Origin of the sequence: Geomonas oryzisoli, from assembly GCF_018986915.1 — a bacterium.
In the GTDB taxonomy this organism is placed as follows: Bacteria; Desulfobacterota; Desulfuromonadia; order Geobacterales; family Geobacteraceae; genus Geomonas; species Geomonas oryzisoli.
Map to the genome: position 1 here is coordinate 1,035,770 of NZ_CP076723.1, position 12,536 is coordinate 1,048,305.

13 protein-coding genes are annotated in these 12,536 nt (G+C 63.9%); 10 read left to right on the forward strand and 3 right to left on the reverse strand.

Annotation, left to right across the window (positions count from 1 at the left end):
* Positions 1 to 26: 26 nt before the first annotated feature.
* From KP004_RS04570 to KP004_RS21255, 6 genes are all read left to right on the forward strand, one after another.
* Positions 27 to 755 (forward strand): hypothetical protein, encoded by a 729-nt coding sequence (locus KP004_RS04570; protein WP_216801206.1) that lies wholly within the window; start codon positions 27 to 29, stop codon positions 753 to 755.
* A 133-nt stretch (positions 756 to 888) separates the two neighbouring features.
* Entirely contained in the window at positions 889 to 1,089 is a 201-nt protein-coding gene (locus tag KP004_RS04575) for a cold-shock protein (RefSeq protein WP_183347803.1), read from the forward strand.
* Positions 1,090 to 1,412: 323 nt separating this feature from the next.
* Entirely contained in the window at positions 1,413 to 1,547 is a 135-nt protein-coding gene (locus KP004_RS21250; protein ID WP_275423150.1) for a hypothetical protein, read from the forward strand.
* A 52-nt stretch (positions 1,548 to 1,599) separates the two neighbouring features.
* Positions 1,600 to 2,292 carry a lipid-binding SYLF domain-containing protein gene (locus KP004_RS04580; RefSeq protein ID WP_216801207.1) on the forward strand — a complete coding sequence of 231 codons (693 nt, stop codon included), beginning with the start codon at positions 1,600 to 1,602 and terminating at the stop codon, positions 2,290 to 2,292.
* Positions 2,293 to 2,385: 93 nt separating this feature from the next.
* Positions 2,386 to 3,081 carry a PilZ domain-containing protein gene (locus KP004_RS04585; protein WP_216801208.1) on the forward strand — a complete coding sequence of 232 codons (696 nt, stop codon included), beginning with the start codon at positions 2,386 to 2,388 and terminating at the stop codon, positions 3,079 to 3,081.
* Between the two features lie 132 nt (positions 3,082 to 3,213).
* A complete protein-coding gene (locus KP004_RS21255) occupies positions 3,214 to 5,718 on the forward strand; it encodes an ATP-binding protein (RefSeq protein WP_216801209.1) in 2,505 nt (834 codons plus the stop codon).
* Here KP004_RS21255 and murB read toward each other — a convergent pair.
* The 3 genes from murB to KP004_RS04605 form a co-directional block, all read right to left on the reverse strand.
* On the reverse strand, positions 5,715 to 6,680 hold the full coding sequence (gene murB, locus KP004_RS04595) for a UDP-N-acetylmuramate dehydrogenase (protein ID WP_216801210.1): 966 nt from the start codon (positions 6,678 to 6,680) through the stop codon (positions 5,715 to 5,717). The two genes, KP004_RS21255 and murB, sit on opposite strands and share 4 nt — an antisense overlap.
* Positions 6,681 to 6,841: 161 nt before the next feature.
* Positions 6,842 to 8,440 (reverse strand): methyl-accepting chemotaxis protein, encoded by a 1,599-nt coding sequence (locus KP004_RS04600; protein WP_239026941.1) that lies wholly within the window; start codon positions 8,438 to 8,440, stop codon positions 6,842 to 6,844.
* A gap of 625 nt (positions 8,441 to 9,065) precedes the next feature.
* The gene (locus KP004_RS04605) at positions 9,066 to 10,268 is read right to left on the reverse strand and encodes an exo-beta-N-acetylmuramidase NamZ family protein (protein ID WP_216801212.1); all 1,203 of its coding nucleotides are present in this window, start codon (positions 10,266 to 10,268) and stop codon (positions 9,066 to 9,068) included.
* A 66-nt stretch (positions 10,269 to 10,334) separates the two neighbouring features.
* Here KP004_RS04605 and KP004_RS04610 point away from each other — a divergent pair, with 66 nt between their 5' ends.
* The 4 genes from KP004_RS04610 (at position 10,335) to KP004_RS04625 (ending at position 12,523) form a co-directional block, all read left to right on the forward strand.
* Positions 10,335 to 10,493, forward strand: coding sequence for a hypothetical protein (locus tag KP004_RS04610; protein ID WP_216801213.1), 159 nt, complete (start codon positions 10,335 to 10,337; stop codon positions 10,491 to 10,493).
* A 66-nt stretch (positions 10,494 to 10,559) separates the two neighbouring features.
* Positions 10,560 to 11,354 carry a c(7)-type cytochrome triheme domain-containing protein gene (locus tag KP004_RS04615; RefSeq protein WP_216801214.1) on the forward strand — a complete coding sequence of 265 codons (795 nt, stop codon included), beginning with the start codon at positions 10,560 to 10,562 and terminating at the stop codon, positions 11,352 to 11,354.
* A 9-nt stretch (positions 11,355 to 11,363) separates the two neighbouring features.
* The gene (locus KP004_RS04620; RefSeq protein ID WP_216801215.1) at positions 11,364 to 11,666 is read left to right on the forward strand and encodes a hypothetical protein; all 303 of its coding nucleotides are present in this window, start codon (positions 11,364 to 11,366) and stop codon (positions 11,664 to 11,666) included.
* 38 nt (positions 11,667 to 11,704) lie between these two features.
* Entirely contained in the window at positions 11,705 to 12,523 is an 819-nt protein-coding gene (locus tag KP004_RS04625) for a c(7)-type cytochrome triheme domain-containing protein (protein ID WP_239026942.1), read from the forward strand.
* Positions 12,524 to 12,536: the final 13 nt, after the last annotated feature.

Below are 12,536 nucleotides of genomic sequence, written 5' to 3' on the forward strand. Positions count from 1 at the left end.
CAAATACTCCCCGAGGGAGGCATCTCATGAAGTTCCCTTTCTTCCGTGCCCTTTTGCGGACGCTCCCCTTGTTGCTGGTCCTTTCCGTCGCCGGTTGCGGCGATATCGAGTGGTTCCCCCCCTACGTGAGGCAGCCGACTTCCCCGGACCCGTTCTCCTTCAAAGCGGTGACCGGCACCGACAAGAATGTGGATGTCACCTCCGCTGCCATAACGGTCGGTGGGCTCACCGCCGCTACCTCCCCCATCAGCGTGGGCGGTGCCACCGGCAGCAGTTACTCCGTCAACGGTGGCGCAGCCACCAGTAGCGCCGGGACGGTGAAAAACGGCGACACGGTCACCGTGACCCACAAGTCCGCAACCACCCTGGGGACGCTGACCAAGAGCACGCTCACCATCGGCGACCAGAGCGCCGACTTCTTGAGCACCACGCGCTACATCGATACGCCGACCTTTTCGTTGACCGTGCTGCAGCCGGCGCCGTTTCGTCAGGCCATGGCGACCATCACCAGTGTGGACGGGGCGGTCGGGACGCACGTGATCAGCATCAAGGATTCGTCGAATTCGGGCCTGGCGCAGTACGGGATCAGTGACAACGACACCATTCCGACCAACTTCACCACGGTCACCCAGACCATTGCGTTCCTGAACACCCGGAGGATCTTCGTGCGCAACCGCTCCGATATCGTCGATGCAGGCGCCGTAACCACGCTGACCATCGACGGCGTCGATGTCGTGGTGACGCTGACCCCGTAGCAGGAGCCGCTCCGGGCAAAAGCACGAAATTTTAAATAGCTTGCATTGTCACAATCAAGCTGCTAAGGTGGCCAAGGTCCGGAATGACCCGGACAATTAAAACAAGCAGAAAGCATGGAGAAGGTAAAAGTAAATGGTTAACGGAACTGTAAAATGGTTTAACGACAGCAAGGGGTTTGGTTTCATCGAGCAGGAGAACGGCGACGACGTGTTCGTGCACTTCTCCGCCATCACCGGCGACGGGTTCAAATCCCTGGCTGAAGGCGATAGCGTCACCTTCGAAGTGGTGAAAGGACCGAAAGGGCTGCAGGCCGCCAACGTGTCCCGCGTCTAAAGGTTTTCCTCAGCGCTGCAAAAAAGTCCCGGAGCAATCCGGGACTTTTTTTTTGCCTTCCCGCCGTACTCCCCCTGCCGCCGTACTCCCCCTGCCGCCGTACTCCCCCTGCCGCCGTACTCCCCCTGCCGCCGTACTCCCCCTGCCGCCGTACTCCCCCTCCGCCGTACTCCCCCTCCGCCGTACTCCCCCTCCGCCGTACTCCCCCTCCCGCTGCGCGCCGCCTCCCGCTGCGCGCCGCCTGTCGCGGCGCCGTCGTTGACAACATCTCCCCTTATGTTATGCATTATTGGTCAAAATTAATGTCAATAGGGGGCACGTTCATGAAGATCAACAGGAAAACACGTTATTGCTGCATCGCAGTCATCGTGGCCGGCATCGCGGTGGTGGGGCAGGCGGTCGTCCGGGACCGCGGGGTGACGTCGTATCACGAGGATGTGGCACATGCAAAGCGCTAGCAGAATCACGGGCCCGCAGGCCTTGAGGCCGGGGCGGAAAAGGAGGTAGACCATGGGCATCACCAAGAAGATCTCTCTAGTTATGGTTGCCATGTTGCTGGTCGCGCTCTGGACCGGCGTCGCCTGCGCCAGGAACGAGGCCAAGAAGGTGCAGAAATCCGCCGACGTGCTGCAGGACATCATGAAGATCCCGGAGAAGGGCATCCCTCCTGCGCTGCTGCACGATGCCAAGGCGGTCGCCATCATACCCGGGGTGATCAAGGGGGCCTTCGTGGTGGGCGGCAGGCACGGTACCGGCGTCTTGTCCGTGCGCAAGGAGGATAACAGCTGGAGCGACCCGATCTTCGTCAGCATCACCGGCGGCAGCGTCGGGTGGCAGGTGGGGGCGACCTCCACGGACCTGATCCTGGTCTTCAAGGAGTTGACCGACGTGAACAAGCTGCTCCAGGGTAAATTCACTCTCGGTGCGGACGCCGGGGTCGCCGCCGGCCCGGTGGGGCGCAAGGCGGAAGCCGCGACCGACATCACCTTCAAGTCGGGCATCCTCTCCTATTCGCGCAGCCGCGGCCTGTTCGCCGGCCTCTCGCTGGAAGGCGCGGCACTGCAGGTGGACGACGAGGCCGCTGCCGCCTACTACGGCAAGGACATCTCCGCGCAGGACATCATGGCGGGCAACGTCGGCAAGAGGCTCGCGGCGAGCAACAGGCTGCGCCAGGAGCTCGGCAAGGCGACCGAGGAGAAGTAGGGCGCCGGCAGGTCGAAACTTCATCCAGCTCCGGTGCCCGGGCGGGCAACTCCCCGGGCACCGGTTTTTCAGGGACGGGGGTGATCGGACGTCATGGAAGACCCGAGGATACTGATGGTGGTGCGCGAGCCGGAGGCGAGGTCCGCCTACGAGCGGATCCTGGACCGGATCGGCGTCAGCTACCACACCGCCGGCGATTTCAACGAGGTGCTGCGCATGACCGTGGCGTCCGCGTACAACGGGCTGCTGGTCGACATCCTGACTTTAGTGCGCTGTTCCAAGGAAGAGAAGAACATCGCCTACGATTGCATCAACTTCTACCCAACCTTGCGCATCAAGTGGGATTCCAGGCAGCAGAGCATCACCCTGGGGCCCCAGGAAGAGTCCTCCGCCACCGCTGACACCGCCGCCGCGCTGACCCGCTTCGTGCAGGATCGCTGCGGCACCTTCTCCGCGCGCTGCCTCAGGCGCTTCGCCAGGAAGGACACCTACCTGAGCCTGCTCCTCTCCTCCAGCAGCAGCGGCCTTTCCGGCGCCGCCGCGCTGAAGACCTTCACCGTCAACATCTCCCAGGGTGGCGCCTTCGTGCACACCACCCACCCCTTCGGCAAGGCCGACCGCGTCTGGCTCAGCTTCCCGGAACTGGTCGGGGAGGCGCCCCTCGAGGCAGGGGTCTGCTGGAGCATCCCCTGGGGAGGGTGCCGCAGCATACCCGGCATCGGCGTCATGTTCGACCAGGGGCTGTCGCCGCGCCAGGTCGAATGGCTGAAGCAGGTCGCACCCAACTGACCCGTGCCCTCGGTGGTGCCGCTGCATTTGCGCTAAAGAATCCGCTGGCGATGCCGACTAATGAGCTAAGGAATACCAAGCTCGTCGGTGTTCAGCGTTCTCGCGCTGCGCCCCGGCACCACGGGAATGTAGATGATCAACCGGCTCCGCGACCTCTCCATCCGACGAAAACTCATCGCCATGCTGCTTTGCACCAACGCCGTGGTGCTCGCGCTGGTATCGGCCGCCTTCGTGGTAAACGAGGCGACCCGCTTCCGCAGCGAGATGCAGACCGAGCTCACGGCCCTCGCGGAGATCATCGGCAACAACAGCTCCGCCGCGGTAGCCTTCAACGACCGGCAGTCCGCCGGTGAAACCCTCGCCGCCCTCCGGGCCAAACCGTACATACGCACCGCCTTCATAGTGCTCCAGGACGACACGGTCCTGGCCCGCTACCTGGCGCCGGGCAACCCGGAACGTCCGCTCTCCTTTGCCGTCGTTGCCGGCGACCGGATCAGCATCGACCAGAAGAGCTTCCGCGCCACCCTGCAGCGCTCCAGTTCTCCCCTGGCCGTAGGGGAAGACATCTACGGCGTGCACCGCATCCTGCTGGACGGCCAGCAGATCGGTACCGTGGTACTTCAGTCCGACCCCCGCGAGTTCACCGACCGGCTGGCCCGCTTCTTCGTCCTGGTCACCGGGGTCATGCTGAGCGCCTTGATTCTCGTGTACTTCCTCGCTTCGCGGCTGCAGCGCCTGATCTCGGCGCCCATCACGCACCTGGCGCAGGTGATCCAGGCGGTGTCGGCGGGGAAGAACTACTCGATGCGTGCGCAAAAGCAGGGAAACGACGAACTGGGGACCCTGATCGAGGGGTTCAACGAGATGCTGGTACAGATCCAGCGGCGCGACCAGCAGCTGGAGGCGCAGCGGCAGCAACTCGAGGGTGAGGTGCTGCGCCGCACCGCGCAGCTCTCGGCGGCCAACCGGGAATTGAACCAGACCGTGGCCGAACTGCTGACTTCCAAGGAGGCCGCCGAAGCGGCGAGTCTCGCCAAGTCCCAGTTCCTGGCCAACATGAGCCACGAGATCAGGACCCCGATGAACGGGGTGCTGGGGATGACCAGGGTGCTGCTGGAGAGCGGGCTGGCGGGCGAACAGCGCCGTTTTGCGGAAGCGGTACGCAATTCGGGCGAATCCCTGTTGTCCATCATCAACGACATCCTGGACTTCTCGAAGATCGAGGCCGGGCGCATGGAGCTCGAACCCGCCCCGTTCGACCTGCACGACCTCCTCGGTGGGGTGCTGGAGATGTTCGCCGCGGTGGCGCAGCGCAAGGGGGTCGGCATCTCGTTGCAGCTCGACCCGGCCCTGCCGCGCTACGTGGAGGGAGACCCGGTCCGTCTGCGCCAGATCCTCGTCAACCTCTTGGGCAACGCGGTCAAGTTCACCAGCCGCGGCGAGGTCCGCTTGACCGCGGCACCCCTGGCGGAGCAGAGCGAGGGGTGGCTCAGGTTCGAAGTGGCCGACACCGGGATCGGTATCCGCCCCGAGGCGCAGGCGCACATCTTCGAAAGCTTCTCCCAGGCGGACTATTCGACCACAAGGACCTTCGGCGGCACCGGACTCGGGTTGGCAATCTCCCGGCAGCTGGCCCAGTTGATGGAAGGGGAGCTCGGTCTTACCAGCGAGTACGGCGTCGGGTCCACCTTCTGGTTCAGCGTCAGGCTCGAGGTGCTCAAGGAAATTCCGGAAAGCCTGGCGAGCCAGTCGGCCGTGCTGGAAGGGGTGGCAAAGCCCTGTTTCGATGCCCTGATCCTGGTGGCGGAGGACAACCCGGTGAACCAGGACGTGGTCCGGCACATGCTGGGGCAGTTGAACTGCCGGGTGGACATCGTGGCCAACGGCGAGCTTGCCGTTGCCGCCTCAGGGGAGGGGAAATACCACCTGGTCTTCATGGATTGCCAGATGCCGCACATGGACGGCTTCGCCGCGACCCGGGCCATCAGGGCTCGTGAGGAGAGCGAGGGGGGAGGGCGCCTGCCGGTGGTCGCGCTGACCGCCAACGCGCTGGCCGGCGATCGCGAACTGTGCCTCGCCGCAGGGATGGACGATTATCTCAGCAAACCATTCGACTGCCGTCAACTGGCCGAGGTGCTGTTGCGCTGGATACCGGAGCGCGTCACCGCGTGCCCCGAGGCCTGCACCGCGTGGGGGGCATACGCCGCGGCGGGGGAGGGTATTCCGGAACAGACAGGGGCGCCGGCCCCGCTCGGGGGGACGCCGCAGGCGGGATCGCCGCACCCCGCCCCGCCCGAGCAGGCGGAAGTGCCCGTCTTCGACGTGGCTGGGCTGGTTCAACGGCTGGGGGATGACGAGTTCGTGGAGATGTTCGTGGAGAAGTACCTGGAGAGTACCGACAAGCTGATGACGCAGCTGAAGCGGGCGATCGAGGCGGAGGACTACCCGGAGGTGCGCCTGCAGGCGCACAGCATCAAGGGTGCCGCCGCAAGTATCGGGGCCGAGGTGATGCGCGCGGTGTCGCTGCGGATGGAACAGGCGGCGCAGGCGGAAAAGGAGCGCGCACTGCTGCCGGAACTTTTCGTTGCGCTGGAACGGGCCCTGGCGGATTTCAGACGCGTGGCGTCGCCGGCCTAGATCACCAGACCGACGGGGCTCACCTCTTCCTTGAGTACGACCCCCAGTTTCACCTGCACTTCCTTTTTCACCAGCCTGGCAAGTTCCACCACTTCCGCCGCCGTGGCGGCCCCGGTGTTGACCAGGTAGTTGGCATGCCGGTGGCTCACCGCCGCTCCCCCCACCTTCAGGCTGCGCAGCCCGGCCTGGTCTATGAGCCACCCCGCCGGGATGCGGCATTCCCGGCAGCGCACCCCCTGGTCCTCCTCGAACCGCCTGATCAGCACTGCGTCGTCCACCATCGGGTTCATGAAGAAGGAACCGGCGCTTCTGTCGCAGGAAAGTTGTTTCGCCTCCCGCTTGGCGAGCGTTTCCGCCACTTTGGACCCGATCTCGCCCCGGTCTCCCGGGGTGAGCGCCAGCAGAGCCCCCACCACTATCAGTCCCGGCTCGCGTTTGAAGCGGCTGTCCCGGTAGGCGAAGGCGCACTGGTCGCGGCGCAGCGTCAACGGCTGGAGCGTGCCGGCGTCAAGCGCCGAGACCGTCGCCAGCACATCGGCCATGGCGCCTCCGTAGGCACCGGCATTGCCCCGTACCGCGCCTCCCACCGTCCCCGGGATCCCCGCCAGCGACTCCAGCCCCGACAGCCCCCAGCCGACGGTGCGGTGCACCAGTGCGGTCAGGTCGAAGCCTGCCTGGACCTGGACCATGCCGCCGGACCGGGTGACCCGGTTCATCAGCAGCCGTATCACCACACCGGGAAAACCGGCGTCGCTCACCAGTAGGTTGCTCCCCCCGCCCAGGATGCAGAAGGGGAGCTTCATCCTCTCGGCAAAGCGCAACGCTTCCTGGAGCTCGCGCAGCGTCCGGACGCCGATGAGGAAGCGGGCCGGCCCGCCGACCCGGAAGGAGGTGAAGGGCGCCAGCGGCACGTTTTCTTCGATGTTGAGGTGGATTTGTCGATCGAGGTCGGATTTCGGCATAGCGAATATGATACACGACTTGGCCCGAATGCCAATGCACAGGTGGGCAAAGTCGGGCCGGTGCTGCTGCCTGATACTACCTGGAGCTGGTTTGAGCCGGAAAGGGGTAAAGGGGGGGAAGGGGACCGGCACCTGGCGGAGCCAGTCCCCCCTTTACCCGGTTAGAGCCTGAACCTCTGCACCATCTCCTGCATCTCACCCGAGAGCGCGGAGAGCCGTTCCGAGGCCGCCGAGATCTCCTGCGACCCCCGGGCGCTTTGCTGCACGGTCCCGGAGATCTGCTGAATGTTGTTGGTGATCTCCTGCGTGGTGGCGGTCTGCTCCTCGGCTGCGGTGACGATCTGGTTGATCTGGCTGGTGACCTCGTTGATCTGGGTGAGGATGTCTTCGAGGGCCTCGCCCGAGCGGGCCGCCTCGCCGGTGCCCCGGGAGACTTCCTCGACCCCTTCCTCCATGGCCTGCACCGCGAGCTTGGTTTCCTGCTGGATGTTCTTGATCATGGTGCCGATCTCGCGGGTCGCCTTGGTGGTCCGCTCGGCCAGCGCGCGGACCTCGTCCGCGACCACGGCGAAGCCGCGTCCCTGCTCCCCGGCGCGGGCAGCCTCGATGGCGGCGTTCAGCGCCAGCAGGTTGGTCTGGTCGGCGATGTCCTCGATGGTGGCCACGATCTCGCCGATCTGGTCGCTGCGGGTCCCCAACTGCTCGACAACGTTGGCTGAATTGCGCACGTGGTCCGCGATCCTGTTCATTCCCTGAACGGTTTCCCTGACGATGGCGGCGCCGTTTTGCGCCGAAGCGCTTGCCTGCCCGGAGCTGCCGGCGGCCAGGTGGCAGTTCCGGGAGATGTCGTTGCTGGTGCAGGACATTTCCTCGCTGGCCACCGCCACCGTCTCGGCCTGGTTCACCACCGCGCCGGCGTCGTCAGCCATGTGGCGCGCGTTGGCGTTCAGTTCCCCCGCCGCGGCCGAGACGTCCAGGGCGCTGCGGTTCACCTTTTCCATCACCTCCCGCAGCCCTTCGACCATGCGGCGCATGGCCTCGTAGATGCCGGTTTTGCCGGCCTCCAGCCGCACGGTGAGGTCGCCCGCCGCCACCTGCTGGGCGATTTCCTCCAGCTCTTCCGGCTCGGTGCCGATGTGGGCGATCAGCCTGCGTACCACCAGGATGGCCACCACGCAGATGCTCACCAGGATGACCACGGTGAGCGCCACCACCAGGTAGACGTCCTTGAGGATCAACTGCTTGTTCTCGTCTGCGGCTTTCGTCACCAGTGCACCCAGGTCGTCGACGTAGGTGCCGGTGCCGATGACCCAGTCGAATGGGGCGAAGTAGAGGGAATAGCCGCGCTTGGGAGCCGGCGTGTCGCTTCCGGGGCGCGGGAAATGGTAATCGGTGAACCCGCCGCCGGGCTGTTTGCCGTTCTTGATGATCTCCCGGATCAGGTATTTCCCCTTGGCGTCCTGAAGGTTCATGCGGTTCTTGCCTTCGGCGGGTTTGCCCAAAAGGACCACGTTGGTGCCGTCGGAGGTGTCGGCCCAGAAGTAGCCGTCTTTTCCGAACTTGAGCCCCCGGAGCAGGTCGGCGCCCTGCTTCTTCGCCTCGTCCATCGTGAACTCGCCTTTTTGCTGCCGGTCGCTGATTTCCTGCAACAGGCTGACGGCGGTCTGGACCTCGGCCTTGGCCAGCAGGTCGGAGTTGGCGTACAGGGACTCGCGGTAGGACTCGTTGAACCTGGTGGTGAGGTCATAAAACTGCTTCATCACTGTCAGACCGGTGGGGGCTCCGAGTACGCAGCAGCTTAACAGCACCAATAGGAGTATCTTCGATTGAAAGGACAGCCTGTTTTTCTGGATCATGTGTGTTTCCTCATTCACGGCGACGTCGCCTTTCTTCTCTATCAGCTGTCATATCGGCAGATCGTGCCATAGATTGAGTATTTTTTGAGTGGGAGAGGGCACCAGGCGCAGCTGCTGTCCCTTTGGCGCAGGCCGTAATCAAGGAATGGAGCGCGTCGAGCAGAAAACCCTCAAGTAGCGGGGAGCCGTGGCGATAAGGTCACAGCGTTGACATGGAGGGGATGCCGGGCACAGAAGTGCGCCAGACCGGGCTAGGGCCGGTACCGGCGCCAGAACGGCGCCAGAGGCGACTTTCCCTTCTGCCATGTGATCGGTGCTGTGTGGCGGCCGATACCGATGACAATTGCACCGAGGGGTACCCGAGAGGGTGCCCCTTTTTTTTTTGTTTGGATTCGATGCCTGTGGGAGGGGGACTGGCTCCGCGAGGTGCCTGTCCCCTTACTGCTTCTTGCTGCTTGGGAAAGGTGGCTGGGGTTAAAGGAGCGTTCCGCTAAAGGGACCGGCACCTTACGGAGCCAGTCCCTTGGGGTCAGTAGAGGAGGTACGGCCTGCGCTGCTCCAGGAAGTGCTTCACCCCAGGAGTCCAGCGGGCCTCGATCGCCGCCGGGGTCTCCCCCGCCTGAAGCCCCTTGCGCAGATCCGGAGAGCCGGCCATGTCGTCGATGCCCCCCCGGAAGAACAGGGGACGGCTCTTCTCGGGGAGCGCCGCCTGCAGCGCGGCCAAAACGGCCACCCCCGTCTGCACCGGCATGACCTTGCGGTAGTCGGTGATCTCGATGCTCACCCCGGCCACCTCGCGGTCGCGGTACTTCGGCGCGCTGGAGATGCCGGGGAGCCGGACCGGGGTGAACTGCAGCGCATCGAAGTGCAGTCCAGGCAGCTGTGCTTCGTTCAGGCGCAGCGCCAGCGCCTTGGCGTCGATGCCGGGCCACCCCGTGATCTGGAACGGCCTCGGCGTGCCGCGCCCTTCCGAGGCTCCCGTCCCCTCCAAAAGACCGGTGCCGGGGTACAGCAGCACCGAGTCGATGGCGGCCAGGTTCGGGCTGGTGGCGACCCAGCGCAGCCCGGTATCCGGCCAGCGCATATCCCGCTGCCACCCCTGCATGCGCACTACCTGCAGGTCCAGCTTGTCCAGGTCCGGCAGCATCGCCTCGCCCTTGATCATCCCCGCCAGCTCCCCTACCGTCATGCCGTGGGCCAGCGGGATCGGGTAGAGCGAGGTGAAGCTCCCCGGGATCTTCTCTCTCACGAAGCCGGCGACGTAGTCCCCTCCAAGCGGGTTGGGGCGGTCCAGCACCATGAAAGGGATGCCGGCCTGGGCCGCGGCCTGCATGGCGAGCCCCATGGTGGAGATGTAGGTGTAGAAACGGGCCCCGGCGTCCTGGATGTCGAACACCATGAGGTCGATCCCCTTCAGGTCGTCGGGACGCGGCTTCTTAAGGGCGCCGTAGAGGCTCTTTACCGGTATGGGCGCCGCGTTGTCGTCGGAGAGCTTGACGCCGTCCTCGGCATTTCCCTTCAGGCCGTGCTCCGGAGAGAAGATGACGGCCGGCTTCACCCCTTTTCGCTCCATCAGCGCCAGCAGGTGGGTGTCCCCCACCATGGCGGACTGGTTGGTGATCAGGGCGAAGTGTTTTCCCTGCAGCGGCATGAAATCCTGATCGCACAGGACCTCGGCGCCGGTTTTTACCATGTGGGCTCGGGAAGAAAACGGGAACAACAGGACCAGCATCAAGGCTGCAGCGAGAACGGATGGTGCGACTCGAAACACGAAAGGTACCGCCTTCTGGATGAAATGATGGCAGAGCTTACCTCACAATTTCCCGCCAAGGCAAGCACCATGCGGCTCTTCGGTGAGCTGTATCACACTGAGGGTGGGAAGGATCCTTTTGTGTTGGTGCATTTTCGTGAACAGGCAGTAAAATTAACCCTTGTCTTATTGAAGTATTTGAAATAGATTATTCACATTTGCTGATGATAATCATGACTTCCCATCTGTCAGGGATGGCCGGGAGGGAGAGCAATGAAACGACTTTTTCTGGTTTGTCTGATCCTTTTGTGTGGGGCCGGCGTGCTTTGGGGGGCCGGGACCAAGAAGAAGAAACCTCTGCCGCAGGACTTCGGGAGTGTGACCATCAGCAACTTCTCACAGCAGGCGGGGATGCCTCCCGTGGTGTTCGACCACTGGGTGCACCGCAAGAACTACACCTGCCGCCTGTGTCATGTCGACATCGGCTTCGGCATGACCGCCAACTCCACCCAGATCCGCGCAGTCGACAACAGCAAGCGCTTTTTCTGCGGCGTCTGCCATAACGGCACCTCCACCATGAACAAGGTGAAGATCTTCGACGCCTGCGGCACCAGCTACACCAGGGAGGAGTACAAGCGCTGCGTCAAGTGCCACGCCCTGGAGAAGGATCCGGCCAAGGAAGAGGCCTTCTACCGCTTCCAGGAGAAGATGCCGCGCGAGACCTTCGGCAACGGCATCAATTGGGAAAAGGCCGAGGAGACGGGCCAGCTGAAACTGGTCGACTCCCTCGAGGGTGTCTCCTTCAAGAAGAGCGCGATGAAGGTGCAGAAGGACTTCGCCCTCAAGGGTAAGGTCGAGGGCATGCCCGACATCATCTTCTCCCACGCCAAGCACACCGTCTGGAACGGCTGCGAGGTGTGCCATCCCGACATCTTCGTCGGCATCAAGAAGGGGGCGACCAAGTACTCCATGATCGATCTCTTCGACGGCAAGTACTGCGGCGTCTGTCACGACAAGGTCGCCTTCCCGCAGAGCGACTGCAAGCGCTGCCATGCCAAGCCGGTGTAGGGGAGAGTCATGAATCCGTTACGCGTGAAAGGCGTGATCGCGGCGGCGCTGCTGGCGCTGGCCCTGGCGCAGCCGGCACGGGCCGAGCAGGCCTGGCAGGCGACCTTCGACGAGACCTGCTCCAAGAGCAACCAGGCCATGACCATGTCGGTGCAGGAACTGCGTGACCTCCTGGCCACGTGCGACGCGCTGCAGAAGGTGATCGAGACCCAGGAGGAATCGGTTCGCAAGGTCTACCTCAAACGCCTGTCGCTGTGCCGCAACCTGTACGCATACATGCTGGAGTTCAAGCAGAGCAACCAGGGCAAGTAGACCTGATCGGGATGAAGGGAGTGCCAAGGATGGAGGGGGTGTTGCGGAAGGTGATGAGGATGCTGCTGCGTGCCGCGCCTGCATGTGCGCTGGTGCTCGCCCTGAGCTCCGGGGGGGCCGCCATGGACCGCAGCGAGTTGGCCAAGGTGCTGAAGACCATTCCCCCCAACGGACCCTTCGCCAAGTTCGGCAACGTCACCATGCGCACGCGCGCCAAGCAGGCCGGGATGGCACCGGTGGTCTTCCCGCACTGGGTGCACCGGGCGCGTTACACCTGCCGGGTCTGCCATCTCGAGCTCAACTTCGGCATGAAGCGCGGCGATACCGGCATCACCCGCGCCCTCTACACCAAGGGGAGGTTCTGCGGCGTCTGCCATGACGGCACCGTCGCTTTCGGGGTGCAGACGGCGGACAAGCAGTGCCACCGCTGCCATATGGAGAACACCAAGGAGCTGGACCAGCGCTTCGAGGACTTCTCCGAGGGGCTTCCCCTTGCCAGCTTCGGAAACGGCATCGACTGGGCCGCCGCCCTGCGCGACGGCAGCATCCGTCCCACCAACTCCATCAACGGGCAGATCACGCTACCCTTCCCCGAAAAGCTGAAGCAGCCGCTCAAGCTGGGGACCGCCTCGCCCAGAAGCGACGTGAGCTTCTCTCACGAGGAGCATTTCGCCGAGCTTGACTGCTCCAGCTGCCACCCCGACATCTTCAACATCAAGGTGAAGTCCACCAGCGCCTTCACCATGGAAACCAACATCTACGGCAACTTCTGCGGTGCCTGCCACATGCTGGTGTCCTTCCCCATGAACGACTGCAAGCGCTGCCACAAGGGGATGAACAGCAGCTTCGGTACCTAGTTCCGGCCCTCCG